This window comes from Aeromonas sp. R2-3, assembly GCF_040908375.1.
Classification (GTDB): Bacteria; Pseudomonadota; Gammaproteobacteria; order Enterobacterales; family Aeromonadaceae; genus Aeromonas; species Aeromonas veronii.
In genome coordinates this window covers 473,070-499,885 of record NZ_JBFODP010000027.1, presented here as the reverse complement: position 1 = coordinate 499,885, position 26,816 = coordinate 473,070, and the positions used below count along the sequence as shown (strand labels likewise).

At 59.7% G+C, this 26,816-nt stretch carries 28 protein-coding genes and 2 tRNA genes; 15 read left to right on the top strand and 15 right to left on the bottom strand.

All coding sequences use genetic code 11. From position 1 onward, the window contains the following. Nucleotides 1-127: 127 nt before the first annotated feature. Nucleotides 128-1,591, bottom strand: a complete 1,464-nt coding sequence (locus AB5Z02_RS14850; RefSeq protein ID WP_368216309.1) for an NAD-dependent succinate-semialdehyde dehydrogenase — start codon at nt 1,589-1,591, stop codon at nt 128-130. A gap of 413 nt (nt 1,592-2,004) precedes the next feature. Between AB5Z02_RS14850 and puuR the strand changes: the two genes are divergently transcribed. Together puuR and AB5Z02_RS14840 are read left to right on the top strand one after the other, a co-directional pair. Beyond that, complete coding sequence (gene puuR / locus AB5Z02_RS14845; protein WP_064341211.1) at nt 2,005-2,607, top strand: HTH-type transcriptional regulator PuuR; 603 nt, start codon at nt 2,005-2,007, stop codon at nt 2,605-2,607. A gap of 45 nt (nt 2,608-2,652) precedes the next feature. Beyond that, nucleotides 2,653-3,930: an NAD(P)/FAD-dependent oxidoreductase gene (locus AB5Z02_RS14840; protein ID WP_368216307.1), complete on the top strand. Its 1,278-nt coding sequence runs from the start codon at nt 2,653-2,655 to the stop codon at nt 3,928-3,930. A 124-nt stretch (nt 3,931-4,054) separates the two neighbouring features. Here AB5Z02_RS14840 and AB5Z02_RS14835 read toward each other — a convergent pair whose 3' ends face one another. From AB5Z02_RS14835 to AB5Z02_RS14810, 6 genes are all read right to left on the bottom strand, one after another. Then, on the bottom strand, nt 4,055-4,303 hold the full coding sequence (locus tag AB5Z02_RS14835) for a DUF3297 family protein (RefSeq protein WP_005338226.1): 249 nt from the start codon (nt 4,301-4,303) through the stop codon (nt 4,055-4,057). A 111-nt stretch (nt 4,304-4,414) separates the two neighbouring features. Next, nucleotides 4,415-4,843: an N-acetyltransferase gene (locus AB5Z02_RS14830; RefSeq protein ID WP_368216306.1), complete on the bottom strand. Its 429-nt coding sequence runs from the start codon at nt 4,841-4,843 to the stop codon at nt 4,415-4,417. 146 nt (nt 4,844-4,989) lie between these two features. Beyond that, the gene (locus tag AB5Z02_RS14825; protein WP_323923957.1) at nt 4,990-5,271 is read right to left on the bottom strand and encodes a putative quinol monooxygenase; all 282 of its coding nucleotides are present in this window, start codon (nt 5,269-5,271) and stop codon (nt 4,990-4,992) included. Nucleotides 5,272-5,964: 693 nt separating this feature from the next. Next, nucleotides 5,965-6,372 (bottom strand): hypothetical protein, encoded by a 408-nt coding sequence (locus tag AB5Z02_RS14820; protein ID WP_139472625.1) that lies wholly within the window; start codon nt 6,370-6,372, stop codon nt 5,965-5,967. 397 nt (nt 6,373-6,769) lie between these two features. Continuing rightward, nucleotides 6,770-8,155: an ATP-binding protein gene (locus AB5Z02_RS14815; RefSeq protein WP_005359084.1), complete on the bottom strand. Its 1,386-nt coding sequence runs from the start codon at nt 8,153-8,155 to the stop codon at nt 6,770-6,772. After that, complete coding sequence (locus AB5Z02_RS14810) at nt 8,155-8,829, bottom strand: response regulator transcription factor (RefSeq protein ID WP_041201856.1); 675 nt, start codon at nt 8,827-8,829, stop codon at nt 8,155-8,157. Before AB5Z02_RS14810 ends, AB5Z02_RS14815 begins: the two co-directional genes overlap by 1 nt. Nucleotides 8,830-9,028: 199 nt before the next feature. On the opposite strand from AB5Z02_RS14810, the gene AB5Z02_RS14805 reads away from it, so the two are divergent. Then, nucleotides 9,029-9,709, top strand: a complete 681-nt coding sequence (locus tag AB5Z02_RS14805) for a polymer-forming cytoskeletal protein (RefSeq protein ID WP_181269024.1) — start codon at nt 9,029-9,031, stop codon at nt 9,707-9,709. Between the two features lie 87 nt (nt 9,710-9,796). Here AB5Z02_RS14805 and AB5Z02_RS14800 read toward each other — a convergent pair whose 3' ends face one another. Continuing rightward, nucleotides 9,797-10,345: a cytochrome b gene (locus AB5Z02_RS14800; RefSeq protein WP_100654220.1), complete on the bottom strand. Its 549-nt coding sequence runs from the start codon at nt 10,343-10,345 to the stop codon at nt 9,797-9,799. 288 nt (nt 10,346-10,633) lie between these two features. Further along, entirely contained in the window at nt 10,634-11,338 is a 705-nt protein-coding gene (tsaA, locus tag AB5Z02_RS14795) for a tRNA (N6-threonylcarbamoyladenosine(37)-N6)-methyltransferase TrmO (RefSeq protein ID WP_042081000.1), read from the bottom strand. Nucleotides 11,339-11,550: 212 nt separating this feature from the next. On the opposite strand from tsaA, the gene AB5Z02_RS14790 reads away from it, so the two are divergent. After that, entirely contained in the window at nt 11,551-12,549 is a 999-nt protein-coding gene (locus AB5Z02_RS14790) for an NAD-dependent epimerase/dehydratase family protein (RefSeq protein ID WP_368216304.1), read from the top strand. A gap of 159 nt (nt 12,550-12,708) precedes the next feature. Here the strand turns inward: AB5Z02_RS14790 and AB5Z02_RS14785 are convergent, their stop codons facing one another. The 4 genes from AB5Z02_RS14785 to cydD form a co-directional block, all read right to left on the bottom strand. Further along, nucleotides 12,709-13,095 (bottom strand): DUF488 domain-containing protein, encoded by a 387-nt coding sequence (locus AB5Z02_RS14785; RefSeq protein WP_005338205.1) that lies wholly within the window; start codon nt 13,093-13,095, stop codon nt 12,709-12,711. Nucleotides 13,096-13,104: 9 nt separating this feature from the next. After that, nucleotides 13,105-13,476 (bottom strand): Rcs stress response system protein RcsF, encoded by a 372-nt coding sequence (gene rcsF / locus AB5Z02_RS14780; RefSeq protein WP_013723982.1) that lies wholly within the window; start codon nt 13,474-13,476, stop codon nt 13,105-13,107. 163 nt (nt 13,477-13,639) lie between these two features. Then, on the bottom strand, nt 13,640-15,370 hold the full coding sequence (cydC, locus tag AB5Z02_RS14775; RefSeq protein ID WP_368216302.1) for a cysteine/glutathione ABC transporter ATP-binding protein/permease CydC: 1,731 nt from the start codon (nt 15,368-15,370) through the stop codon (nt 13,640-13,642). Beyond that, on the bottom strand, nt 15,363-17,132 hold the full coding sequence (gene cydD, locus AB5Z02_RS14770; RefSeq protein WP_101529792.1) for a cysteine/glutathione ABC transporter permease/ATP-binding protein CydD: 1,770 nt from the start codon (nt 17,130-17,132) through the stop codon (nt 15,363-15,365). Before cydD ends, cydC begins: the two co-directional genes overlap by 8 nt. A 201-nt stretch (nt 17,133-17,333) precedes the next feature. Here cydD and AB5Z02_RS14765 point away from each other — a divergent pair. Next, a tRNA-Gly gene (locus tag AB5Z02_RS14765) sits at nt 17,334-17,407 on the top strand. A 15-nt stretch (nt 17,408-17,422) separates the two neighbouring features. Beyond that, nucleotides 17,423-17,497, top strand: a tRNA-Gly gene (locus tag AB5Z02_RS14760). Between the two features lie 161 nt (nt 17,498-17,658). On the opposite strand, the gene arcA is transcribed toward AB5Z02_RS14760, so the two are convergent. Next, on the bottom strand, nt 17,659-18,378 hold the full coding sequence (gene arcA / locus AB5Z02_RS14755; RefSeq protein WP_005338193.1) for a two-component system response regulator ArcA: 720 nt from the start codon (nt 18,376-18,378) through the stop codon (nt 17,659-17,661). A 396-nt stretch (nt 18,379-18,774) separates the two neighbouring features. Here arcA and AB5Z02_RS14750 point away from each other — a divergent pair, with 396 nt between their 5' ends. Both AB5Z02_RS14750 and AB5Z02_RS14745 read left to right on the top strand, forming a co-directional pair. Continuing rightward, nucleotides 18,775-19,182, top strand: a complete 408-nt coding sequence (locus AB5Z02_RS14750) for a DUF3293 domain-containing protein (protein WP_279464551.1) — start codon at nt 18,775-18,777, stop codon at nt 19,180-19,182. A gap of 42 nt (nt 19,183-19,224) precedes the next feature. Further along, nucleotides 19,225-19,704, top strand: a complete 480-nt coding sequence (locus AB5Z02_RS14745) for a putative 4-hydroxy-4-methyl-2-oxoglutarate aldolase (protein ID WP_120415109.1) — start codon at nt 19,225-19,227, stop codon at nt 19,702-19,704. A gap of 1 nt (nt 19,705) precedes the next feature. Here the strand turns inward: AB5Z02_RS14745 and AB5Z02_RS14740 are convergent, their stop codons facing one another. Further along, a complete protein-coding gene (locus AB5Z02_RS14740; RefSeq protein WP_005359117.1) occupies nt 19,706-20,185 on the bottom strand; it encodes a hypothetical protein in 480 nt (159 codons plus the stop codon). A gap of 157 nt (nt 20,186-20,342) precedes the next feature. On the opposite strand from AB5Z02_RS14740, the gene AB5Z02_RS14735 reads away from it, so the two are divergent. From AB5Z02_RS14735 to AB5Z02_RS14705, 7 genes are all read left to right on the top strand, one after another. After that, nucleotides 20,343-20,741, top strand: coding sequence for an META domain-containing protein (locus tag AB5Z02_RS14735; protein ID WP_005338183.1), 399 nt, complete (start codon nt 20,343-20,345; stop codon nt 20,739-20,741). Between the two features lie 257 nt (nt 20,742-20,998). Next, complete coding sequence (locus tag AB5Z02_RS14730; protein WP_005338181.1) at nt 20,999-21,367, top strand: helix-turn-helix transcriptional regulator; 369 nt, start codon at nt 20,999-21,001, stop codon at nt 21,365-21,367. A gap of 4 nt (nt 21,368-21,371) precedes the next feature. Next, on the top strand, nt 21,372-21,740 hold the full coding sequence (gene arsD, locus AB5Z02_RS14725; protein ID WP_005347398.1) for an arsenite efflux transporter metallochaperone ArsD: 369 nt from the start codon (nt 21,372-21,374) through the stop codon (nt 21,738-21,740). 27 nt (nt 21,741-21,767) lie between these two features. Continuing rightward, nucleotides 21,768-23,531 (top strand): arsenical pump-driving ATPase, encoded by a 1,764-nt coding sequence (arsA, locus tag AB5Z02_RS14720; RefSeq protein WP_368216300.1) that lies wholly within the window; start codon nt 21,768-21,770, stop codon nt 23,529-23,531. 109 nt (nt 23,532-23,640) lie between these two features. Next, nucleotides 23,641-24,705, top strand: a complete 1,065-nt coding sequence (arsB, locus tag AB5Z02_RS14715) for an ACR3 family arsenite efflux transporter (protein WP_042080992.1) — start codon at nt 23,641-23,643, stop codon at nt 24,703-24,705. A gap of 75 nt (nt 24,706-24,780) precedes the next feature. After that, nucleotides 24,781-25,206 carry a glutaredoxin-dependent arsenate reductase gene (arsC, locus tag AB5Z02_RS14710; RefSeq protein ID WP_213386835.1) on the top strand — a complete coding sequence of 142 codons (426 nt, stop codon included), beginning with the start codon at nt 24,781-24,783 and terminating at the stop codon, nt 25,204-25,206. 358 nt (nt 25,207-25,564) lie between these two features. Further along, nucleotides 25,565-26,773 carry a NupC/NupG family nucleoside CNT transporter gene (locus AB5Z02_RS14705; RefSeq protein WP_368216298.1) on the top strand — a complete coding sequence of 403 codons (1,209 nt, stop codon included), beginning with the start codon at nt 25,565-25,567 and terminating at the stop codon, nt 26,771-26,773. Nucleotides 26,774-26,816: the final 43 nt, after the last annotated feature.

Genomic DNA, 26,816 nt, shown 5'->3' with positions numbered 1-26,816 from the left:
CTTGCGAGGCAGCGCAGGCCAAATTATGCCCCTTGCCGCCTCGGGTAAACGTCTGCATCTATCTGTAAAAGCGATGAATCTTGCGGCTAAAGCATCGATGAATACGATGCTTTAGCCCTCTGCTGCCCTAGCGAATGGCGCCAAAGCAGAGGTATTTGGTCTCCAGATACTCCTCCAGCCCCTCGGCTGCCCCCTCCCGACCCAGACCCGACTCCTTGATGCCGCCAAAGGGGGCCAGCTCGGTTGAGATGATCCCCTCGTTGATGCCGACCATGCCGTATTCAAGCTGCTCGGCGACGCGCCATACCCGGGCGATGTCGCGGCCATAGAAGTAGGCGGCCAGACCATAGGGGGTATCGTTGGCCAGTGCGATGGCCTCGGCTTCGCTCTCGAAACGCACCAGCGGCGCGACCGGGCCGAAGATCTCCTCCTGCAGGATGGGGTTGTCCCTGGCGACCTTGCCGAGAATGGTGGGGCGGTAGAAGAGGGGGCCGGCGGGGTGGGGCTCGCCACCCAGCAGCACTTCGGCACCGGCGGCAACAGATTGTTGCACCAGCTCGGCGACCTTGCTGGCGGCAGCCGGGTTGATGAGCGGGCCGATCTGGGTGCCTTCACTCATGCCATCTCCCACCTTGAAGGCGGCGACGGCGGCAGTCAGCTTCTCGGCGAAGGCGTCATAGACGCTGGCCTGCACCAGAATGCGGTTGGCGCAGACGCAGGTCTGCCCGGCGTTGCGGTATTTGGAGGCGAGCGCCCCGGCCACGGCGGCGTCGAGATCGGCGTCGTCAAAGACGATAAAGGGGGCGTTGCCGCCCAGCTCCAGCGAGAGGCGCTTCATGGTGTCGGCGCACTGGCGCATCAGCAGCTTGCCGATGCGGGTCGAGCCGGTGAAGGAGAGCTTGCGCACAGTCGGGTTGTTGCACAACTCGTTGCCCACCGCGCTCGGCTGGTGGCTGGTGACGATATTGATGACCCCGGCGGGGATCCCCGCCTGCTCGGCCAGTACTGCCAGCGCCAGTGCGCAGAGCGGGGTTTCGGCGGCCGGCTTGATGACGATGGTGCAACCGGCGGCCAGCGCCGGGCCCGCCTTGCGAGTGATCATGGCAATCGGGAAGTTCCACGGGGTGATGGCGGCGACGACTCCGACCGGCTGCTTGATGGTGGCCAGCCGGCGATCGCCGCTAAAGCCCGGGATGGTACGGCCATAGGCGCGCTTGCCCTCTTCGGCGAACCACTGGATAAAGCTGGCGCCGTAGGTCACTTCCCCCTTGGCTTCCGCCAGCGGCTTGCCCTGCTCGCAGGTCATGATGCGGGCCAGTTCATCGCTGTGGGCGGTGATGGCGGCAAACCAGGCATAGAGCTTGTTGCTGCGCTCCTTGGCGGTGAGGGCTGCCCAGGCGGGTTGCGCCTCATGGGCGGCCGCGATGGCGCGGCGGGTATCCTCTTCATTCATGTCGGGCACCTGAGTGATCACGGCACCGGTAGCCGGATTGGTGACCTCGAAGGTGCGGCCGCTGGCGGCCTCGCACCACTGTCCATCTATATAGGCGCGGGATGTGATCAAGCTGGAGTGGGATGTTGTTCCTGACATGAGAAGCCTCGAGTGTGGGTCAGAGCAGCTGGTTGCCGGAGTGAGCCGACCCTTCCTGCGCCGCTGCCGTATAAAATAATAAGCACAGGAAGACCATAATTTGAGCTGAAATGTTTTTCAAGTGTTAAATATATTTGAATTGCTGGGGGGCGCCATGCTAGAAAATGGGCTGTGTAGCGCGCTTTCTCCGGTTCGCTGGCAGGCTGCAAGTGGGCAGACGACCGGGGGATGGTAAATCAGGTGTGCAAAATAATGAACGGCTGTGCTGTGTAACATAGTGAACGGCAAGGGAAAGCTGGTTGGCTATTTTAACCAGCAGGGTAAACAGGCAGCGCCTGATCCGATGCGATCACGCGCAAGCAGGAGAGGCTGATGATGCAAGGATGCAGACATGGCGCAGCAGGGGGCCTTTCATGAGCGGGCCACAGAGCCGGGAAGGCGTGGCTCGACCGTTGAGTGCGGCTGACGCCGGGGCGCGCACCATGGGGGAACGGCTGGCGGCGGTACGCCATCAGCTGGGGCTCTCCCAGCGGCGGGCGGCCGAGCTGAGCGGTCTGACCCACGGTGCCATCTGCATGATCGAGCAGGACAAGGTGAGCCCCTCGGTCGCCTCCCTGCAAAAGCTGCTCACCATCTACGGCCTGCCGCTGTCGCGCTTCTTCGCCGAGGAGGAGAGCCGCACTCCGGAGGTGGTGATCAAGGCTGATCAGCTGATCGAGCTGGGCAGTCAGGGGGTCTCCCTCAAGCTGGTGCACAACGGCAACAACCGCCGCCAGCTCGGCTTTATGCTGGAGACCTATCCCCCCGGCACCGACACCGGCGGTCAGGTGACCCATCAGGGGGAGGAGGTCGGCACCGTGCTGGAGGGGTCGGTGATCCTGACGGTGGCGGGCCAGAGTTATCCGCTGGAGGCGGGCGACAGCTATGTGATCGACACCGGCGAGCCCCACAGCTTCAGCAATCCGTCGGGGGAGACCTGTCGCATCGTCAGCGCCCACACCCCGGCGAGCTTTTAATCCTGACAGTAGTTTGGCAACCGAACCGGTAAGGAAACAGGGATCATGACCGAACATGTAAACAGTTACTACGCAGCCAGCGCCAATAAACACGCGCCCTATCCGACATTGACCGAGCAGCTGGAGTGCGATGTCTGCGTCATCGGGGCGGGCTATACCGGCCTCTCCAGCGCCCTGCATCTGGTAGAGAAGGGCTACAAGGTGGTGGTGCTGGAGGCCGCACGAGTCGGCTTTGGCGCCAGCGGCCGCAACGGTGGCCAGATCGTCAACTCCTACAGCCGCGACATCGACACCATAGAAGCGAACTGCCCGCCGGATCAGGCCAGGCTGCTCGGTTCCATGTTGTTTGAGGGGGGACAGATCATCCGCGAGCGGATCAAGCGCTACAACATCCAGTGCGATCTGCAGGAGGGGGGCGTCTTTGCCGCCGAGACCGAGAAGCAGCTGCACGAGCTCAAATCCCAATACGCCCGCTGGCAGAAGTGGGGCAACGACCAGCTGGAGCTGCTCGATGCCAAGGGGGTGCGCGAGGTGGTCGCGAGCGATCGCTACGTCGGCGCCCTGCTCGACAAGAGCGGCGGCCATATTCACCCGCTCAATCTGGCGTTGGGGGAGGCTGAAGCCATCCGCATCCAGGGGGGGCTGATCTTCGAACAATCCGCCGTCACCAGCATTACCCCGGGTCAGCCCGTACTGGTCAAGACCGCCAAGGGGGCGGTGAAGGCGCGCTTTGTGGTGGTGGCGGGCAACGCCTACCTCGGCAATCTGGTGCCGGAACTGGCCAGCAAGAGCATGCCCTGTGGCACCCAGGTGATCGCCACCGAAGTGCTGGGAGAGGAGCGGGCCCGCTCACTCTTGCCGCAGAACTACTGTCTGGAGGATTGCAACTACCTGCTCGACTACTACCGTACCTCCGGCGATCATCGGCTGCTCTATGGCGGCGGTGTGGTCTATGGGGCGCGGGATCCTGCGGACATCGAGCGGCTGATCATCCCCAAGATGCTCAAGACCTTCCCGCAACTGGCCGACGTCAAGGTGGAGTACACCTGGACTGGCAACTTCCTGCTCACCCTGTCGCGGTTGCCGCAGTTTGGTCGCATCGGCCCCAACATCTACTACATGCAGGGCTACAGCGGCCACGGTGTCACCTGTACCCATCTGGCGGGCAAGCTGCTCTCCGAGGTGCTGAGCGGTCAGGCCGAGCGCTTCGATGCCTTTGCCAAACTGCCGCACTATCCCTTCCCGGGTGGCCGCCTGTTCCGCATCCCCTTCACCGCTGCGGGCGCCGCCTGGTACACCCTGCGCGACCGCTTGGGGGTATAAGAGCTGCCCAGCGAGAAATGTGGGCTGGTGGTTGCCGCTTAGATAACGCTGACGCCAGTACCAATACCGGAAACAACAAGGCCACCGCGAGGGTGGCCTTGTTTATCATGCAGCAGCGCGCTGATTAGCTGTAGAAGGCTTCAACGGTGCCTTTGAGCTTGATCAGGATGGGCTGACCACGGCGATCCAGCGCCTTGGGGGAGGGGATCTTTACCCAACCTTCGCTGATGCAGTACTCCTCGACATCGGTGCGCTCTTTGCCGTTCAGGCGAATACCGATCGGGTGCTCGAAGCAGGCGGCCACATAGTGAGGGCTGCGGGGATTGCAGGAGAGGTGATCCGGCAGAGCCGGTTTGGTGCTGGTATCGCTCATCGATATAACCCGAAATGAATAAAAAGTGGGTCATTGTAGAGAATGCCGCCATGGCATTCAAGGAGGCCCAATACCGGCCAAGGTGGGCGGCCATCTATGTTGGCGCTCCGCTTATCCCCGTTGCCAATGCATCACCAACTCGGGGTGGCCGCTATGCTCGCACAACTGCTGCTCACCCTCTTTGAAACCGTTGCGGGAATAGAAGCGCCGCGCCTGCTCATTTTCGGCGTAGACCGTCAACTCGAGCCGGTCATATTGGGCTTTGAGGTATTCGAGCAGTTGGCGACCCAGCCCGTGTGATTGGTGATCTGGGGAGATAAACAGGGCGGCAACAGACCCCTGATACCAGGAGATAAAGCCCAGTAGCTGTCCATCCTCCTCATAGACCCAGCTCTGGCTGGCGGGCAGATAGATATCGCGCATCGCTGCCCTTTGCTCATGCCAAAAGGCGGTGGGAATAAAGTCGTGGGCTTGCACCGATGCCTGATACCAGAGTTCGACGGCGGCATCCAGACCGGTGGCGGATAATGGACGGATCATCGTGGCCTCAATTACAAAGTGTGGAAATAACGCAATTACGTAGGCTCGATAAGCGCAGCGTAATCGGGCATTCGCGGTAGCGAGAGGGGGGAGAGTTCTGCGCCACACCCGGTTCGCCACCTTGGCCAAAATGGCAAGGCTGTGATTTATGCAATCCCTGTTACCGTATAGTGTCGCTCGACATTGACAGTTATTTTCCCCCAGCGGGAGGATTTGACTCTGGCTTGGTGCGCTTGAAAAGCCGCCTCATCAACAAACTCTTCATAGACATCGAATCGGCAGGGATTGAGAGGATCTTGAGTCACCTTAAAGGTCAGGCAGCCGGTTTCAGCGCGGGTTAACTGGATATGGTTATCAAGTTCATTCTTGACCGCAGTCAAATCGTTGGAGGACACGATAATAAATCCATTTAATATTACAACGCCCATGAATGCCTCTTCATGTCGGAGATTGGAAGATTCCATAGTTAACATTGATTAATTAGGTTTGATTTTTATTAGAGCCTGCTTGCAAGATAAATGCTCTTGGCAATCATTTCGATTGTGTGATTTTTTTTGTGATAATAGCTGAAATTTGTCTCATTTCAAGAACAAAGGAGTCATCCAATTCATCATTAATAAACGTCGGCCTTATGTCATTGTGCGCTATCCATGTAGGGTGTTTGTATATAAACTCAAGGTAATTGTTTAATAAGGAAGTGCGAGTGGTTTTTCTGGCTAGCTGTTTTTTGAACGAATCACATGTAAGTTTGGATTTATAATTGTAAAATTTATCATATTCGAAAACGAATTCATTCATACTCCAACCAATTTTTGATATTTCATCCTTTATTTTTTGTGCTTTGTCATCATAGTCCATTTTTGTCCCCAATTGTCCCTATTGCTCCTGTTAATCTTAATGCGTCCAGAGATGGTCTGGATATGCAAACTTACTGGAAGGATTGATTTATGGCTAAAGGTAACAACTCTGGTTCTAGCTCAGGTAAAGGTAATAGTCGTGGCCCCTCTTCACATCCTGGCCCTGGGGGCAACTGGCCTTCTACAACAGGTAGAGTTTCGGGTGATGGCAGAGGTAATGCTCCGGTGAAGGGAACTAAATAAGGTGATGCTCAGAGCTATCAATTAACCGTTTGGCTCTGAGCATATTTCTGAATTTTTTGAAAAAGCAGAGGCAAAGCTTTCATGGTCTACTTTATAACGTATATATGAGATTTCATTCATGGTTTTCTCCATTGAACATAAACAAATTTCCTTTCTTCGGCTATAAACAGAGAGACTAACTAGTTCACTGTATGAATTATTGCATGCGTCAATTATTGAATACTCAGTTTTTATGGGGTACCTATTATCATTTATTACATAGTCAGCTATTTGTCCACCAACAATTCCAATAGCCAACATAGCCCCACTAGAAATAATATGTTTTTTGAATTTATGAGAGCTTAATTCCTCTTGGCAATGTCCACACCTTACAATTGCATTTAATTTGATATTGTTTTCTTTATGGCATTTCGGGCATTCAATTTGCATTCGTTATCCTTTAAAAAACCTTTCAATTTGATATTTTTACTGATTTAGTAAATCCGGAATGTTTGATGAGTCATCCCCCCCTCATGATTTATTTTTTCTCTTATCGGTAACTCCAAAGCTACCGCCCTCAAGTTACAGCCCCTGACTTGCTGCTTTTAACCCATGTTCTGCGGATAACACCCTTATGAAAACGAATGCTCATGGTGTGGCTCCGGGAGCGGCTTGTTGCCGCGTAACCATGATACCGATTGAAGCCGGTGGTGGAAGGGCCGGAGGGCGATAATCTGTGCCGGATCAATAAATTAAAACAACTTGGGTGGCAGAAACGACAAGGCCCCCGAGGTCGGGGGCCTTGTGATAGGGCCATCACTGGCGAGGCTGGGCAGGGCAATGCCGATCAGGGCAGATCCAGGGTAAAGCGGGCGCCGCCGAGGGGGGATTCATCGACCCGGATCTGGCCGCCATAGCTGTGGACGATTTCGGTCACCACCGCCAGACCTATGCCCTGACCGGGTGAACTGTCTGCCCGCACGCCGCGCTGGAAGATCTGTTCCGATTTGGCCGGATCGATTCCCGGGCCATCATCTTCCACTTCGATACGCAGCCGCTCGAGATGGCGGCGCACCGTCACCTTCACTTCGCTGATGGCAAACTTGCAGGCATTGTCGAGCAGGTTGCCCATCAGCTCCATCAGGTCGCCCTGTTCGCCGTGAAAGAGGGCGTCATCGTCGAACTTGAAGTGGGTTTGCAGTTTCTTGTGGCGATAAACCTTGGTCAGGCTGGCCAGCAGTTTTTCAATCAGCGGCACCGGCTCGGTGCCCTTGCTGGCAAGGCGCTGGCGGCCGGTCACGGCCCGTCTGAGCTGATACTGGATCATCTGATCCATGGTGAGGATCTGCTCGTTGATGTTGTCGTGGATCTCCCGCCCCAGCTTCACTTCGCGGGTGGTGATCTGGATCAGCGCCAGCCGGGTTTTAAGGCTGTGGGCGAGATCGTTGAGGGCGTGCTGGTAGCGCTGGGTCTGCTGGCGTTCGTTCTCCAGCAGCTGGTTGATGGAGTCGGTCAGCGGGGCCAGCTCCCGCTCAAAATCGCTCGAGAGGTCATCGCGCTTGCCGGCCCGAATATCGTCGATCTGACGGGCGATGGTGCGCAGGGAGCTGAGGCTCCAGAAGGTGGTGAGCAGCAGCAGCCCGGCCAGCAGCATATAGGCGAGCAGCGCCTGTTTGGCGGTCTGGTAGAGGTAGGAGCGGGACTCCTCGTGGTAGCGTTTGGCCGAGTCGATCATCACCACGTAGTAGGCGGTGGTGCCGCTGCCGGGATTGCGGATAAACCGCAAGCTGTAGACGAAGTAGCTCTCGCCGTTCTTGATGGTGTGCTTCTTGAAGAAGTAGTCGAGATCCATCCCCCCCAGATACTTCATCAGATCGCCGCAGATGGTCTGTTTGGCCTTGATCACCTCCGGCATATGGAGGCTTGACCAGACCAGATCGCCATCGGCACGGCAGATCAGGGTATCGAGGTTGCGATCCCCTGCACCACGGGATATTCGTCCCAGCTCGACGTTCGACCCCTTGTCATCCGGCTCGGTGGAGGAAAACAGCTTGGCCAGGTTCTCCTGCATCCGGGCGCTGGCCTTCTGGGTCTGCTCCTCGACGTGGCCGAGGTAGAGGGCGTAGACGGCAAACCCCATGATCAGCGCGATGACCAGCAGCGAGCTGAGCAGCAGTTTGATGTGCAGTGAGCTGCGGATCATCTTGATGGGGCGCGGCAGATGAAACTGCATCAGTTACAGGAGAGGTTGAAGATATAACCCTGACGCCGGATGGTGGAGATGGGTTGAATCGTCCCCTCCGGATCCAGCTTCTTGCGCAGGCGGCTCACCATCACCTCGATGGTGTTGGGGTCCCCCTCGCCGTCACCGTAGAGCTGGTCGAGCAGTTGCTGCTTGGAGACCACCTGACGGGCGTTGCGCATCAGGTACTCCAGAATGAGGTATTCAAAGCTGGTGAGCACCGCCACTTCTCCGGCGATAGTCAGCTCCTTGCGGGAGAGATCCAGCTCGTAATCACCGGCTTTCACCCTGGGCGAGATAAAGCCGGCACTGCGGCGCACCAGCGCATTGAGTCGGGCCAGCAGCTCATCTTTCTGGAACGGTTTGACCAGATAGTCATCAGCACCCGCTTCCAGTCCTTCGACCTTGTCCTGCCAGTTGCCACGGGCGGTCAGCACAATGATGGGGAAGGGGATCTGCCGTTCGCGTAGTTGCCGGATCAGTTGCAGGCCGTCCATATCGGGCAGACCGAGGTCGATGATGGCCACATCAATGGGGTAGTCGGCGGCGTAGTGCAGTGCAATCCCGGCCTGGTCGGTGCTGTAGACCTGATTGTCGGCTTCGGTCAGCAGAGAGGAGAGGTGGTGATTGAGCAGCTTGTCGTCTTCGACCAACAGAATTTTCATGATGTGAGCGGTCATAGGGATCCAGGCTGTCAATTAGAAAGTGTATGTCGCTTCGAGTCAATTCGAATCCTAATGCATCCCGGCTGTATCGGGACTGAATCAGCGGGACTTCAGAGTTCGTGCCAACTGGTCGTTTAACCATGGTCCGGGTTGTCGATGGCATGCTGGTCGGCAGCCATGCTGCGAAAGGTTTGATGTGATGAGAGAGATGGCCGGGAGGCTGCTGGCGCGACTGCAACAGCGTGAGCGCAGCGACCTCCTCTATATTGTCTGGCTCTGCTGGGGGGCAGCCTTGCTGCTCTATGTGCTGGGGTCGCCCTGTTTTCTGTGGCCAGTGGCGCCGATGCCGCTGGTTCTGCTTGTGTGGTTGGTGGAGAGAGTACGGATGTTTGGAAGAAACAAAGGTGGTGCGGCTACTGCGTCGGCGGGGGCCACCGTGATTGCAGCCGGTGCCCGCTTCAAGGGCGAGTTGCAAGTGGAGGGGGATCTGGAGGTGCGCGGTCAGGTCAATGGCACCATCCAGCTCATCGGTGGTGTGCTGCGCATCATGCAGGGCGGCAGTGTTGAGGGGGAGGTGAGTGCGCCCCACGTGATCATCAATGGTCTGCTGGAAGGCACCTGTACCTCCGCCGAGGTGGAGATCCTGGAGAGCGGCAAGATGCAGGGGATCTTCAAGGGGGGCAGTCTCTCCATCTGCAAGGGCGGCAACTTTGTTGGCCAGTCCCAGCCGACCGTGGCCGGCAAGGCCGATCCTGTGTTGCAAGCCTTGTCTGAAAACAGTGCGTCCGGGAGCAAGCAGCCGGAGAGCAAGAGCAATGTGAAAAAGCTGCCGCACGAGCCGAAAGGCAAGCCGACCGAGGAGCTGGCCAAGCAGGCGTGATGCCGTTTGCCAGCGGTGCAGATGACGGTTGTTCAGGAAAACAGAGAGGGGGCCACGATGGCCCCCTCTGCGTTTCTCTGTCACCCGTTAGCTGCGGCGCGGCGGCAGTATATTGGTGAGGGTGTTGTCTTTGAGAATATGGTGGTGATAGAGGGCCGCCACCGTGTGCAGGCCTATCAGGGCGTAACCGATATTGCCCAGCGTCTCGTGCACCTCCTTGATCAGTCCCTTGAGATCCGGACTGGGGGAGAGCAGGGCAGGCAGCTCAAGCCCGAAGAAGGGGATGGGCTTGCCCGCGGCGCTCAGCAGCAGCCAGCCAAACAGCGGGGTGAGAATGAGAAAACCGTAGAGGGCGAGGTGGGCCAGTTTTGCCAGCTTGTGCATGACTGGGGAGAGCTCGGGCACGATACGGGGCGTCGGGCTCATCCAGCGCAGGGCCAGTCTGACAAACACCAGGGCGAAGATAAGCAGCCCCAGCATAAAGTGCCACTCCTTCATCAAATCACGGCCAGGGTCCCCTTTAGGGAAAATATCGCGAAATTCGATCAGGGCGTAGACGGCGATCATGGCCCACAGGGTCAGCCAGTGCAGCCCGATATTCAGGGTGCCATAACGTTGTTCACTGTTCATCAGCATAGGTTTGTTCCTTCGAAGTGCTGTCACATCCGTGTGGCATCCCCGCACTCAAACGTGTCGGGGCGAGGCCAGATCCTTTGGCGGCAACAGTCGAGTTACCATGCTTGCCATACATCGATAGCCTGCCGCTGGCATCAGTCTGAGAGGAGATACCCTCTACTGTCTGCATGGTATCACTGGCAACCGGGTGGATAGTCTGATCAATGCCACACAATTTACAGGCTCATTAAGCCCCTTGTGACGTGAAGAAGGCGTGAAATAGCATCAGTGACTTCGGCCCGCCCAGGTTCAGGCGGGCTCGATGGCCAGCACCACGCAATCCGGCTCGCTGATGCGAAAACGGACGTTGCAGTCAAACAGTCGCACCCCGTACTCCTTCTCATCGGGCTTGCCCTTCTTGTAGGCGGGGCGCGGATCTTGTGCCAGCACTTCGCTCACCAGCTGGCGCAGCTCGGGGTGGGCCTTAAGCCAGGGTTGCAACTGCTGCTCTGCCTCGGCACTGAAGCTCACCGCCAGCGGCGGGGTGGGCGCGTCGGGGGCAAAACCACCACGGGCATCCGGCAGGCTGTCGGCATAGGGAATATAAGGCTTGATATCGACGATGGGGGTGCCATCGAGCAGATCCACCGCCCCCAGCTCCAGCCACAGCTTGCCCCGCTCGCGACCGACCCCGTGCAGCTCGACCACCGAGAGCCCTAGCGGATTGGGGCGGAAGGTGGAGCGAGTGGCAAAGACGCCGACCCGTTCGTTGCCGCCAAGTCGTGGCGGGCGCACCGTCGGGTGCCAGCCCTGCGCCATGGTCTGGTGAAAGACGAAGCTGAGCCACAGATGGGAGAACTGCTCGATGCCGCGCAGCACATCTGGCTGATCGTAAGGGGGGAGCAGCTCGAGGCGGGCGCGGGCCGATTTGACCAGACCGGGCTGGCGGGGGATGGCGAACTTCTCCTTGTAGGGAGAGCGGATGATCCCGAGGGTGTCGATTTCGAACTTCATGGCGGATCCTGACTGAAAACCCCGGCAATTTAGCACAGGCGGCCCCAAAACGCAGGCTTGGCCTCGCTACGCCCTTTTCTGCGGCGCTGCCGTGATCCCGGTCCCATCCCGGCCAGTCGGGGGCTGTGCCCGCGCGCCGAGTTGCGTAGGGTGGAGGCATTGGCGTGTCAGGATGAAATGTGCGCACTCGCGCCGAAGGGGGAGGAAGAGGGATGAAACTGCTGATTATCGGTGGCTCCGGCTTTTTGGGGCGCCACCTCACCGCGCTGGCACTGGATTGGGGCCATGAAGTGACTCTGTTCAACCGTGGCCTGCACCAGCATCCGGACTGGCGCGATCTGGTGCAGCTCACCGGCGACAGGGACAAGAGCCTGAGCGCCCTGCAAGGGGCCGGGTTGCAGTGGGATCTCGTCATCGACACCTGCTGCTATCGCCCCGAGCAGGCGGCGAGCCTCTCGGCCGCCTTGCTCGGGCGCTGCGCGCGGCTGATCTTTATCTCCACCATCAGCGTCTATCGCGATTTCTCACTGCCCGGGATGGACGAGTCGGCGCCGCTGCATGCTATCCCCGAAGGGGAAATGCCCACTGACTATGGCCCCCTCAAGGTGTTGTGCGAGCAGGCGTATCGCGCCCGCTGGGGCGAGCGACTTTGCATCCTGCGCCCGGGCGTGTTGTGTGGCCCCCATGATCCTACCGGGCGCATGGCCTGGTGGATTAAGCGGGTGCAGCAGGGCGGGCCCTGGTTGCTGCCGGGCAGTGGCGAGGATCGCTTGCAGTATCTCGATGTGCGCGACTGCGCCGAGTTTGTGTTGCGCGCGGCCGAGCAGCAGTTGGGGGGCACATTCAACTTGCTCAAATCCGGTATTACCCTGAGTGACTGGCTGGAGCGGCTGAGCGCCCGCTTGCAGCCTGCTCGCCCCATCCAGCCTGAATGGTTGCCCTGGTCGACCCTGATGGCGGCCGGTATCGAGCCCTGGCAGAGCTATCCCACCCTGCTGCCCTGCGCGCAGGCGGAGTTTGCCGGTTACGGCTCTATAAGCGCCGAGGCGGCCATCGTTAAGGGGTTGAATTTCCGGCCGCTGGAGGAGACCGTCGCCGATCTTGCCCACTGGCTGGCCATCGAGCCTGCCGCCGGGGTGGCGGAACATGCCATGACTCAGGCCGAGGAGACTTCGCTACGGCAGCAGTTGCTGGAACCCAGTCTGCAATAGGAGAGGGAGCATCGTGCCGCTGCTGCGGAAAATTGCTGCGCTAGCGCGAACACAACGAGAGAGGGCATCCCGCGGGATGCCCTCTCTGTCTATCCATGCCTGATGGTTGCCGAATACAGGCTGACGCGATTCCCCGTCCCATCGCTGTCGCTCATCGAGTTAGCGGATGGCGGCCCCAGCGGCTACCAGCAGCTCTTTCAAAATGGTGCGATGGCAGCGGGACTCCTGCTCGCAGTAACAGCCCACCGACAGGTTGGTGGTATGAGAGAGGGCGGCCAGTAGCGCCAGATCATGCCTGGCGGCAGGTTGCGCCATCTCGGCCTTGTACTGTTTGCCAAACGCCGCCCATTGGGCGGGTGTCTCGGCTGCCTGCCCCAGCTTCATGGTCTCGCTGCTGGGGGCCAGATTGGGGAACCAGACATCGTACCAATGCTGGCTGGCAAATTCGCTCTTGGGTACGCCGCGGGGTGGGCGGCGCACCGTGCCGATCCGCAGCCCTTCATCGGGCAGGCGCGGGCTGCCAAGGCGAACGATAGCGAGGGCCATGACAGCGGGTTACTTCTCTTCGGCCACTTTCAGCGCCTGCCCGTAGCAGATCACCTGTTTCAGGCAGCCCGGGGTGTCGCTGAACTCGGCGCACTTGTCGATGGTGACGCCGTTGCCACCCATGTCGGCCGCGCGGCGGCGAGCCAGGGTGCGCGCTTCACCGGCGTTGGGCACCGGCTGGTTGGCATCGGCCTGGCAGGATTCACCCTCGATGGTGCCGAGGTAGAGGTAGTTGAGATCAGCCAGCTCATCCTGTTCATAGATGCGCACGCTACCGGGTTTGAAGTATTCGTCGAAGTTCTCTTTATCCAGATTGCTGTTGAAGGCGTAGTTGGCACAGCCAGAGGCAATCAGGGGCATCATCAGGATCAGGCGTTTCATCGTCTCGTATCTTGTGTCGGTGATGAGGACAGTAGAAATGCGCAGGCGCTCCATGTCGGCATCTTGTTGAATAATGAGGGGGACATTATAGGGGCCAGCCGCCTGCGGCGACCAGCCCCGTTTTGCGCCCGGTTGTCAGGGTGTGACCCCCATCAGCCTGATATCAAACAGGAGCCAGTCGCTGATAGAGGCTGCGGTAGTAATCATCCGCCAGCAGCTCGTTGTGCGGGGCGCAGAGGCGGATCTGTCCCTCTTCCATCAGGGCAATCCGGTCCATCTGCTCCATACCCAGCAGACGGTGGGAGATGAGCAGCAAGGTGCGATCTGCCCCAAGCCGGAACAGCAGATCCATGATCTCCCGCTCGGTCTGGCTGTCTAGCCCTTCGGTCGGTTCGTCCAGCAGCCAGAGCGGCGCATCGTGCAGCAGGGCGCGGGCGATGCCGATACGGCGACGCTCACCACCGGAGAGGGGGCGGCCGCCGTCACCGAGCCAGGCGTCGAGGCCCGCCTCATCTTCCAGCAGATTGGCCAGTCCGACCTGGGTCAGCACCGCAATCAACTGCTCGTCAGAGGCGGTCGGGGCGGCCAGTTTGAGGTTGCCCCGCAAGGTATCGGCAAACAGATGCACCCGCTGGCTCACCACCGAGATGGAGGCGCGCAGCGCCCCTTCGCTGTAGTCGGTGAGCGGCTTGCCACCCAGCAGGATCTTGCCTGCTTGCGGGCTCCACTCACGAGTCAGCAGCCCCATCAGGGTCGATTTGCCGCAGCCGGTCTGGCCCAGCAGCGCCAGCTTCTCACCGGCGTGCAGTTGCAGGGTGCAGCCACGCAGCACCGGCTGAGGGTTGCCGGGGTAGCCAAAATAGAGGTCATTGATCTGCAGCGCGCCAGCAGTGGCGTGGGTCTGCTCGTTGCCCCACACGGGGGCTTTTGCCTCTTGCAGGATCTCGTTCAGGCGGCGTGCCGAGGTGAGGCTGGTGGAGAGGTGCTGGAAAGCCCCCGCCAGCGGCATCAGAGCCTCGAAGCTTGCCAGGGTGGCAAAGACCATCAGTGCTGTGATGGGGTCGGGCGCCGCACCCGCTACCCCATGACCGGCCAGCCAGAGCATCAGGGTCAGGGTCCAGCCGCTCAGCAGTTGCACCGAGAAGTTGGCCAGCCCGCTCACCTTGGCCATCCGGGCCTGTGCGGCGAGCAGCGCCTGTTCGGCCTGTTGCAGCTCAACCAGCGCCTTGGGAGCCGCGGCAAACATCTGCAGCTCGGCCTGACCATCCAGATAGTCCACCATCCGGGTACGCAGGGTCGATTTTTCGGCAATCAGCGCCTGACCGGGGCGACGGCCGAGGAAGTAGAACACCAGCGGCAGGGCAATCATGCCAAACAGCAGAATGGCACCTAGGGTGAGGGCGAGGCGACTGTCGAAAAACGACAGGAAGAAGACCAGTCCGGCGGTGCTGAGCAGGGCCGCGCCTATGGGGGTGATCAGCCGCAGGTAGACGTGGTCCATCGCATCGATGTCGGCCACCAGCCGGTTGAGCAGATCCGCCTGACGAAAACCGGCCAGGGTACCGGTGGAGAGCGGCGAGAGTTTTTGCCAGAACCAGACCCGCAGTCGGGTCAGTACCCTGAAGGTGGCGTCGTGGCTCACGACCCGCTCACCCCAGCGACCGGCTGTGCGGACGATGGAGAAGAAGCGCACGCCGCCCGCGGGGGTCATGTAGTTAAAGGCATGGGTCGTCGCAACTGTCATCCCCGCCACGGCGGCGGCGGAGAGGAACCAGCCGGAGAGGGAGAGCAGCCCCATGCCGGCGGCCAGGGTTACCAGCGCCAGCAGCAAACCAATGGTGAGGCTGAGCCAGTGTTGGCGATAGAGGCGCAGAAACGGCAACAGATCACTCATCGAGAGAACCTCCGGAACGTTGGGAGAGCAGGCGGGCAAAAGGCCCCTGCCCAGAACTAAGTTGCTGGAAGTTGCCTTGCTCCACCAGCTGGCCGCGGGCCAGCACCAGGATATTGTCCATCTTGGTGAGCTGGTCGAGGCGGTGGGTGATCATCAGCAGGGTCTGGCCAGCCATCACCTGCTCGAGGGTGGTCATGATGGCGCGTTCGGAGTGGCGATCCAGACTGGCGGTCGGTTCGTCGAGCACCATCAGCTGGGTCGATTTGAGCAGGGTTCGCGCCAGTGCGAGGCGCTGGGCCTGACCGACCGAGAGGCCGCCCGCCTGATCGCCGACCGGATAGTCGAGCCCCTTCTCCATGGCAAACTCCCACGCCTGCGCCCGTTTCAGGGCATCTTCCAGCTCGGCGTCGCTGGCCGTCGGTTTGGCCAGCAGCAGGTTGTCGCGCAAGGATGCGTGGAACAGCTGCGGGTTTTGCGAGAGCCAGCCTAACTGCAGGCGCCACTGGCTCATGTCGAGGGTGGCAAGCTCCTGTCCGTTGACCTTGAGCTCGCCGCGATAGGGGGCAAAGCCGAGCAGGGCGTTGACCAGCGAGCTCTTGCCTGCGCCGCTGACGCCGATGAGGGCGGTACGTGAACCGGCTTCCAGGGTGAAGTCGATGGGGCCGACCAGCACCTTGCCCTCGGCGCTCAGCACTTCAAGGCCTTTGGCTTCTACCTTGACCGGGCTGTCGGCATGGAACGATGCCGTGCCTGCGGCCGGTTCGCTCACCTCGGCTTCGAGGAATTCAAGCAGCTGCTCGGCAGCGCCGATGGCCTGCGCCTTGGCGTGGTAGTGGGCACCCAGTTCCCGCAGCGGGGCGTAGAACTCGGGGGCGAGAAACAGCACGAACAGGCCGGTAAAGAGGGTGACCTTTACCCCATAGCTACCAAAGTTCAGATGGTCGATATAAGAGAAGCCGAAGTAGACGGCAACCAGCGCCACTGAAATGGCGGCGAAGAACTCCAGCACGGCGGTGCTCAAAAATGCCAGGCGCAGCACCTCCATGGTGCGCTCGCGAAAATCTTCCGAGGCGTCGCGAATGGCGTCACCTTCTGCCTGGGTACGCATAAAGAGTTGCAGCGTGCGTAGCCCCTTCAGGCGATCGAGGAAGTGGCCGGAGAGGCGAGCCAGCGCCTGAAAATTGCGGCGGTTGGCATCGGCGGCGCCCACACCGACCAGGATCATAAAGATGGGGATGAGGGGCGCAGTGCCCAGCAGGATAAGGCCCGCCGCCCAGTTGACCGGGAACACGGCCACCAGAATGACCACCGGAATAAAGACGGCGATGGCCATCTGCGGCAGATAGCGGGAGAAGAAATCCTGCATGTTTTCAATCTGTTCCAGCAATAAGCTGGCCCAGCTACCGGCCGGACGGCGCTGGATATAGGCAGGGCCGAGGCGACTTAAGCGAGTTAGCACCAGCTGGCGGATGGTCTGGCGTACCGCGCTGCCCGCCTTGAAACTGGCCACTTCCCGGCCGTAGGCCAGCGCCGCTTTGCCAAGCGTCACCAGCAGCAGGGTAATAAAGAGCGTGATGGATTGCTCAGGCGTTGAGCCTTCGATGATAAAGCCGTGCAACAGGGTCGCCAGCAGCCAGGCTTGCGCCACCATCAGAATGCCCTGGCCAAGGCCAAAAGCGATGGATATCGTGATCCAGCGGCGACCGTGACTCGATTGCTTGCGCAACCAGCCATAGAGACGTTTTTGCGTTTTTTTATCCATTACCACCATCCTCGCGTCGAGTGGCGCAAGACTATCCTTGCCGTTTGGCCTTGGCAACCTTGTAAATTATCTGTGTTGAAAATGTTTGATTGAAAAAGCAACCGCCTGTTCAATCCTTGTCCGAACAGATTGATTTATTGAAAAAAGTGGCAAAGGCGCCATTGCGCTCAGCGGCAAAATGCATATAGTAGGAGCCCTGACGCGGGTGTAGTTCAATGGTAGAACGGTAGCTTCCCAAGCTGCATACGTGGGTTCGATTCCCATCACCCGCTCCAAATTTCAGATGCCAGGCGGGCATCGTATAATGGCTATTACCTCAGCCTTCCAAGCTGATGATGCGGGTTCGATTCCCGCTGCCCGCTCCAGCTTCAAAACAAAAAGCCCACTCCAGCGAGTGGGCTTTTTGTTTTTATCTATCTTGTGCGCCGTTCGACGTCACGCTCACGGTTTCTCAGCTTTTAAGGCAAACCGCAGAGACAGAAAAGGCGCCCGAGGCGCCTTTTCAGATCAACAGCGTCGCGGGAGCTTATTCCTGCTCCAGCTCACCACAGAAACGGTAGCCTTCGCCGTGGATGGTGGCGATGATCTCCGGAGTATCGTTAACGCTTTCGAAGTGCTTGCGAATGCGACGGATGGTCACGTCAACGGTACGGTCGTGTGGCTTGAGCTCACGGCCGGTCATCTTCTTCAGCAGCTCGGCGCGGGTCTGGATCTGGCCCGGGTTTTCGCAGAAGTGCAGCATGGCGCGGAACTCGGAGCGCGGCAGCTTGAACATGTCGCCAGTGGGGCTGACCAGTGCGCGGCTGTTGATATCCAGCGCCCAGCCGTTGAACAGGTAGCGCTCAACCAGCTTCTTCTCTTCGCCACCGGCAGCCACGTTCATGGTGCGGCTCAGCAGGTTGCGGGCACGGATAGTCAGCTCGCGCGGGTTGAACGGCTTGGTGATGTAATCATCGGCGCCGATCTCCAGACCCAGGATCTTGTCCACTTCGTTGTCACGACCGGTCAGGAACATCAGGGCGATGTTGTCGTTCTCACGCAGCTCACGGGCCAGCAGCAGGCCGTTCTTGCCCGGCAGGTTGATGTCCATGATCACCAGATTGATGGTGTGGGAAGTGAGGGCCTGGTGCATCTCGTCGCCGTTGTTGGCTTCGAGCACGATGTAGCCTTCGGCTTCAAAAATGCTTTTCAGGGTATTGCGTGTGACCAGCTCGTCTTCGACGATCAGAATGTGTGGTGTTTGCATGAGTATTCCCAGATTCTTATCAGTTAATTATCTTAAATTTAACACTCTTTGGCGTTTCAAACCGATTTCCTGACTGATCCTGAAAATTTATTACGTCATCCTGGGTATGAGAGTCAGGTCGGAATATCGCGAATTAGGCATCAGTACCGGCAAGTATCCCTGTGCCACTTATAGGTTCCCGACAAGTCTGGTCGAGCAGAGCCTGGAAAGGTCGTCCATTACGAAAGTGGCCGCATTTTATCAGTTAACAGGAGCATAACAACACTCTTTGCCGTCAGATAGCAACTTTTTAACTCTGATTTGATATAGGTCAAACCCTGGTACAGCAGCATCATACTTGGCCTGAACCGGGTTTTCGCCCCTACAAAATGTAATGGAATGTAACATGTGATTGACATGAATTTGTGGGAAAACTACAAGAAAATCTGCTTTATCGCGCCATTTGAGCCACCAGACTGGTCTGCCTTTGCCATCATCACAGCCTGGAATCCGGCCAGCCAGTGTGTCACACAAAGACGCAATATGCGGCGGGAACGGGCGCTGTGGCGCCATCTGATCGTGGATTTGCAGGTGCCCGTGGTGGGGCCATTTTGGGGATCTGACCCGGATGAATGCTGGCAGGAGTCATCGCTGGCGGTGGCGCTATCCCTGCCACAAGCCCGTCAGCTGGCTGCGCGTTTTGGCCAGAACGCCATCTACTGGGTGGAGGATGGCCAGCTTTGGCTGACACCAGTATTGACGGATAAATCATCAGTTTGTCTGGGCAATATTGAATCCTTCTGGATTGCCAGAAACCTTGCCTGATGAAAGAATGAACACCTTCATGCATCTGAAAGGAATCAAATCATGCTGGATCTCCTGCCCGACCTCTGCGATCAACATGGCGACTTGCTGCAAGTGGCCGACCCGGTGTTTCAGGATTTTGGCGGCAAGGCCCTCTTTTATGGTCGCGCCGTAACGCTCTCCTGTTATGAAGACAACAGTCTGGTGCGGGAGCTGGTGACCCGCCCCGGTCACGGCAAAGTGATGGTGATCGACGGCGGCGGCTCGCTGCGCCGTGCGCTGCTTGGCGATCAACTGGCGGTCAAGGCGGTGGAGCAGGGGTGGGAGGGTATCCTGATCCACGGCGCGGCGCGGGATGTGGGCACCCTGGCGACATTGGCGCTCGGGGTCAAGGCGCTGGCAGCCTGTCCGGTCAAGACCGAGAAGCGAGGATTGGGAGAGCTGGGGGCCGTGGTCAGCTTTGCCGGTGTGACCATCCACGAAGGGGATTACGTCTATGCGGATCGCAACGGCGTGGTGGTGAGTGCCACGCCGCTGATCTGATTCAGAAGTTGAAACCGACCCCCAGGCTCAGCGCCTGATCGGCTGTGATGGCGCTGACGCCGTAGTTGGCGGTGAGGGAGAGTCTCGGTGTCAGCAGCAGGTTGGAGTTGAGCTCCAGCAGGGTGCTGGCCTTGTTGAGATCAAGATGCTTGATCTGGCTGCCGATATTGAATGCCGGAGAGAGTTGGTAGCGTATCCCCGAACTCATATTGAAACCGGATGTGCGATTCTGATCCGCTACCGCCGGGCCCGCTTCCATGAAGAGGGTCACATCATCCACCACCGGATATTGATAGCCGCTATTGACCAGCCAGAGATCAAAACTGTCGCTGTGATGGCTATGGCCATTGAGCAGCACACCCGAGTAACTTTTGACATAGAGAGACGGGTTGGATTGCGGCTGAACCACTGCCCAGTCGGCGGCCTGTGCGGCCATGCTGGCGCAGGTTGCAAGCAGTGTGATGATGAGCGATTTGACCATTCGTTTCCCCTCCCTGGGTCCGGAACTGAGCCTAAGCATGGCACATGCCAGCTGGTAGTAAAGTGAAGGGAGATCACAATAAAATCCTTTGGCATGGGCGTCAGCCATGTTAAACAGGCTGCCGTATTGATGGCTCTAATCATTAAGAGGTGAATCCATGAACAAGAAACTGACTCTGCTGGCCGCGCTGGCACTGGGAGGTTGCGCAATGGCAACAGGTTCCAGCATGGCTCAACTGCAAGCATCCAGCTGGCAGCTGCAAGGCGCCACCGGCGATACCTTCACCCTGCAAGTGGTCGATGGCAAGGTGGCGGGCAAGGGCGGCTGCAACCGCTATTTTGGCGGTATCACCAAGCAGGGTGACGGTGTCTTGACGCTGGGCGCCATGGGCTCCACTCGCATGATGTGCATCGGCGACGCCATGAACAAAGAGACCGAGTTCCTGCAAAAGCTGGAGAAGGTGGCAACCTACTCCATCAACGGCAACCAGCTGACTCTGAGCGATGCCAACAAGGCGGCCCTGCTCACCTTTAACGCAGTGCCTGCTACCAAATAAGGCACGCGTTCGTCTGATTGCCCCGACAGCGCTGACTGTGCTGGCGGGTCAAACGCTCTGATACGCCCTCCCTCTGGAGGGCGTCTGTTTATCTGCGATGAACCCTGCGTGGTCGTCCGCTACTGTTGTTCACTCGTGGACTCCCCTTTCTGCCTAGTTTGATGCCAGAACCTCGTATCTTTGCTTCGGTACGTATCTTGATCATTTCAATAATTCTTGTATAGTTGAAATGAAAGGTCGCACCAAGGGGAGTGAAGATGAACAAAGAGATGGCCACCAAGGTCTTTGAATCGCTGGCATCCGGCATTCGGCTCGATGTATGGCGGCTGCTGGTGAAGGCCGGGCTGGAGGGGCGGGTCGCCGGTGAACTGGCCAGCGAGCTCGATATTGCCCCCAATACCCTCTCGTTTCACCTCAAGGCGATGCTCAACACCGGTCTGCTGTCGGTGGAGCAGGAGGGGCGCTTTCTGCGCTACCGCGCCAATATTCCCCTGATGCTGGATGTGATCGCCTACCTCACCGAGGAGTGCTGTGCCGGTCATCCCGAGGCGTGCGGCGTGATGCGTGCCGAGTCAGCCTGCTCCCCCCATGTTCTGCCTGCGCAGCCCTGCTGCAACAAGGAGTAATGCCATGTCCTCCATTCAGATTTTTGATCCCGCCCTCTGCTGCTCCAGCGGGGTCTGCGGTACCGAGGTTGATCAGGCACTGGTCACCTTCGCAGCCGACCTTGCCTGGGCCAAGGAGCAGGGAGTTGCCATCGAGCGTTTCAATCTGGCCCAGCAGCCGATGCAATTTGCCGAGACACCTGCCGTCAGTGCTTTTCTGACCCACGCCGGGGAGGAGGGGTTGCCACTGGTGCTGGTGGAGGGACAGGTGGTGTTGACCGGCCGTTATCCGAGCCGCAGCGAGCTGGCCCGTTATGCCGGGCTGCCTGCGCCGCAAGCGGCCATCAAGGGGATCGTCAAGGGCGGCTGCTGCTCCGGCAGCGGTTGCTGCTGAGTCGCGACGCACCATTCGGGAGAGGCTATGTACCATTTTCTGACCAATCCACCGCCGTTTCTCTTTTTCACCGGCAAGGGCGGGGTGGGCAAGACCTCGCTAGCCTGCGCCAGTGCGGTGGCTCTCTGTGATATTGGCAAGCGGGTGCTGCTGGTGAGCACCGACCCTGCCTCCAACGTGGGGCAGGTGTTTGCCACCGAGATCGGCAATCGCGTCACCACCATCGCCGCTGTGTCCGGTTTGTCGGCGCTGGAGATAGATCCCCCCGCGGCGGCCAAAGCTTATCGGGAGCGGATTGTCGGGCCGGTGCGCGGCAAGTTGCCCGAGAGCGTGGTGCGCAGCATCGAGGAGCAGCTCTCCGGCGCCTGCACCACCGAGATCGCCGCCTTTGACGAGTTCACCGCCCTGCTGACCGACCAAACACTGCTGGCCGAGTATGACCATATCGTCTTTGATACGGCCCCAACCGGTCACACCATCCGGCTGCTGCAACTGCCGGGCGCCTGGAGCGAATTTCTGGAGCAGGGCAAGGGGGATGCCTCCTGCCTTGGTCCGCTGGCGGGGCTGGAGAAGCAGCGCAGCCAGTATGCCGACGCGGTCGCCGCGCTGGCAGATGCTGCCCGCACCCGTCTGGTGCTGGTGGCGCGGGCCCAGCAATCCACTCTGCGGGAAGTGGCTCGCACCCACGAGGAGCTGGCCGCCATCGGCTTGTTGAACCAGCAACTGGTGATCAATGGCCTCTTCCCCGAGGGGGCTATTGCCGGAGATCCGCTGGCAATGGCGCTCTGGCAGCGCGAGCAACAGGCTCTCGCCCAGATGCCGCAGGGGATAAAGGGGCTGGCGCAGGATCATATCCCGCTGCTGGCCACCAATCTGGTGGGGCTCGACAGTTTGCGTCTGCTGCTGCAATCAGAGGGAACAGCCGCTAAATCCCCGACAGTACCGTCCACTGTCAAGCAAGCCCAGCCTGAGTTGAGTTCGCTGGTGGACGAGCTGGCCGGCGACGGTCACGGCCTCATTATGCTGATGGGCAAGGGCGGGGTGGGCAAAACCACGCTGGCGGCCGCCGTGGCGGTGGAGCTGGCGAGCCGCGGCCTGCCGGTGCACCTCACCACCTCGGATCCCGCCGCGCACCTGAGCGAGACGCTGGCAGGTAGCCTGCATCATCTGGAGGTGAGCCGCATCGACCCCCACGCCGAGACCGAGCGTTACCGCGCCCAGGTGCTGGCCACCAAGGGGGCGGCCCTGGACGAGCAGGGGCGAGCACTGCTGGAGGAGGACTTGCGCTCCCCTTGTACCGAGGAGATTGCCGTGTTTCAGGCCTTCTCGCGCATCATTCGCGAGGCGGGCAAGCGATTCGTGGTGATGGATACCGCCCCAACCGGCCACACCCTGCTGCTGCTCGACGCCACCGGCGCCTACCACAGGGAGATCGCTCGCCAGATGGGAAACAAGGGGCTGCACTTCACCACCCCCATGATGCAGTTGCAGGATCCCAAGCAGACCAAGGTACTGATTGTGACGTTGCCCGAGCCGACGCCGGTACAGGAGGCGGCCAATCTGCAGGCCGATCTGCGCCGGGCTGGTATCGAGCCCTGGGGCTGGCTCATCAACCACAGCTTGCAGCAAGCCGCGGTCAGCTCACCGCTGCTGCAACTGCGGGCCGAGCGCCAGTTGCCCCATATCGAGGCGGTCGAGCAGCAACATGCCAGCCGCTACGCCGTGGTGCCGCTGCTCGCCGAGGAGCCGGTGGGGCCCGATGCCCTGCGCCGTCTCTGCCAGCACCATTGAGTCGCCGCCCCGGCCTGCTGCCGGGGCGGCTTGAATATGCCGTTACTTGTTATAAACCCGTGTTTTGAACCAATAGAAGATGCGAAATTGCGCCGCATCGGGAGCTGTGATGTCTGCAACATGTGATGCCAAGGCTGTGCCTGCCATCGGCTTTTTTGAACGTTATCTGACCGCCTGGGTCGCCCTCTGCATTCTGGTGGGGATTGGCCTCGGGCAGGGGTTGCCGGATCTCTTCAAGGCGATCGGCGCCATGGAGGTGGCCAAGGTCAACCTGCCGGTGGGGCTGCTGATCTGGGTGATGATCATCCCCATGCTGCTCAAGATCGACTTTGGCGCCCTGCATCAGGTGAAGGGGCATCTCAAGGGGATTGGGGTCACCCTCTTTATCAACTGGCTGGTCAAGCCCTTCTCCATGGCCTTCCTCGGCTGGCTCTTTATCCGCGTGCTGTTTGCCGACTGGCTGCCGGCGGATCAACTCGACAGTTACGTAGCGGGCCTGATCCTGCTGGCGGCGGCACCCTGCACCGCCATGGTGTTTGTCTGGAGTCGCCTCACCAACGGCGACCCCTACTTCACCCTGTCGCAGGTGGCGGTGAACGACCTCATCATGGTGTTTGCCTTCGCCCCTCTGGTGGCGCTGCTGCTCGGGGTCTCCAGCATCATAGTGCCGTGGGATACTCTGCTTACCTCTGTGGTGCTCTATATCGTCATCCCGGTGATCATCGCCCAACTGCTGCGCAAGGCCTTGCTGAAAAAGGGAGAGGCCCATTTTGACGGCGTCATGACCCGCATCCAGCCCTGGTCGGTGGCGGCCCTGCTGCTCACTCTGGTGCTGCTGTTCGCCTTTCAGGGCAACGCCATCATCGAGCAGCCGCTGGTTATCGCCCTGTTGGCGGTGCCGATCCTGATCCAGGTGCTGTTCAACTCGGGATTGGCTTACTGGCTTAACCGCAAGGTGGGGGAGAAGCACTCGGTCGCCTGTCCTTCCGCCCTGATCGGTGCCTCCAACTTCTTCGAGCTGGCGGTGGCCGCCGCCATCAGCCTGTTCGGCTTTCACTCCGGCGCGGCGCTCGCCACAGTGGTCGGGGTACTGATCGAGGTGCCTGTCATGCTGCTGGTGGTGCGGGTGGTTAACGCCAGCAAACCCTGGTACGAAGCGGGGCTAAGCCGTTAACTGATGGCCGCTAACAGCTGGCCGCGAACTGATGCTATCCATTTTCTATTCACTTGATTAATGAGAGACACGCAAATGAGTGCAATCACCATCTATCACAACCCGGAATGTGGTACCTCCCGCAACACCCTGGAGCTGATCCGCAACAGCGGCGTGGAGCCCACTGTCATCCACTATCTGGAGACGCCCCCCTCCCGTGACCAGCTGGTGGCGCTGATCGCCGCCATGGCCATGCCGGTGCGCGATCTGCTACGCAAGAACGTGCCCCCCTACGAGGCGCTCGGGCTGGCGGAGGATCGTTTCAGCGATGATGCGCTGATCGATGCCATGCTGGCCCACCCCATCCTCATCAACCGCCCCATCGTCGTCACGCCTCTTGGCACCAAACTGTGCCGTCCGTCGGAAGTTGTGCTCGATATTCTGCCCGATCAGCAAAAAGGGGCCTTCGCCAAGGAGGATGGCGAGCAGGTGGTGGATGCGAGCGGCAAGCGCCTCAAGTAATCATCTGAGTACTCAAGTACGGATTGAAACAGGGCCAGCGTCACGCTGGCCCTGTTTCGTTGTGTGAACAAGTTGAAAAAGTTATTCCGGCCAATCGTTTTACCGCTTTTTCTGTGACGATGATCACTGTACCATCGCCGCCCGACCTGCCACCCGGCCGCATCTCCCCCTGCGACGGCGCTGGCGTCACCCGATACATGCTGTCACCCGGAACGTGAATGACCCCAGGATGGGACCCGCCACTAACCTGTAGGTTTGTGGTCTGCGTGTCGCGTGGGTCGGCACCTCTCCCGCCGGATTTCCCGCGACGCCTGTCTGCAGACTTGCCATATGAAACTCCTCTCTTCATAGGTGCAAGATGACACTGTTATTGAGTCTGGTCGGTATGCTGGCCCTGATGTTTATCGCCTGGCTGGCGAGTGAAAACCGCCGAGGCATCCGCTGGCGAACCGTGCTGGGTGCACTCGCCCTGCAAACCGGTTTTGCTGCCCTGGTGCTCTATTTCCCCCCCGGACAAATCATGCTCGGTGCCATGAGCAATGGCGTCTCCGCCCTGCTCGGCTTCGCCGACAGCGGCATCCGTTTCGTGTTTGGCGATCTGGCCAGCAATGGCTTTATCTTCGCCGTGCGGGTGCTGCCGCTGGTGATTTTTATCAGCGCGCTGATCGCCGTGCTCTACCACTTCGGCATCATGCAGTGGGTGATCCGGGTATTGGGCGGCGCCGTGCACCGCCTGCTCGGCACCAGCCGCGCCGAGTCACTGGTGGCCACCGGCAATATCTTCCTGTCGCAAGGGGAGTCGCCGCTGCTTATTCGTCCCTTCCTCGCTGGTATGACCCGTTCCGAACTCTTTGCGGTGATGACCTGCGGCATGGCCTCGGTGGCGGGCTCGGTGCTAGGCGGTTACGCCGGTCTGGGGGTGGATCTGAAATACCTCATCGCCGCCTCCTTTATGGCGGCGCCGGGTGGCTTGCTGATGGCTAAACTGCTGGTGCCGGAGCAGCAGCAGGTGAGCGATCAGACCGAGATCACCCTCGACAAGAGCGACTACAGCAACGCCATTGACGCGCTGGCGGGCGGTGCCATGGGCGGCATGAAGATCGCCGTGGCCATCGGCACCATCTTGCTCGCCTTTGTCAGCGTGATCACCATGATCAACGCCGGTCTCACCACCGTCGGCGAGTGGTTCGGCTGGGCCGATCTCTCCCTGCAGCAGCTGCTGGGCTATCTGTTTGCTCCGGTGGCCTGGCTGATTGGCGTGCCTGCCAGCGAGATGATGGCGGCAGGTTCCCTGATCGGTCAGAAGGTGATCATGAACGAGTTCGTTGCCTATCTGGATTTTGCCAATATCAAGGCAGGTCTGAGCGCCCACACCCAGATCATCATCACCTTCGCCCTCTGTGGTTTTGCCAATCTGGGCTCCATTGCGGTGCAGCTCGGCTCCATCGGCACCATGGCGCCGGAGCGCCGTCACGATGTGGCCAATATGGGCTTCAAGGCGGTGCTGGCTGCGACCCTGGCCAACCTGATGAGCGCCACCCTGGCCGGGATCTTTGTCTCCCTCTGATGAGATAAAACGAGGCTGCGCCAGTAAAAAAGCGCCCGCCCCA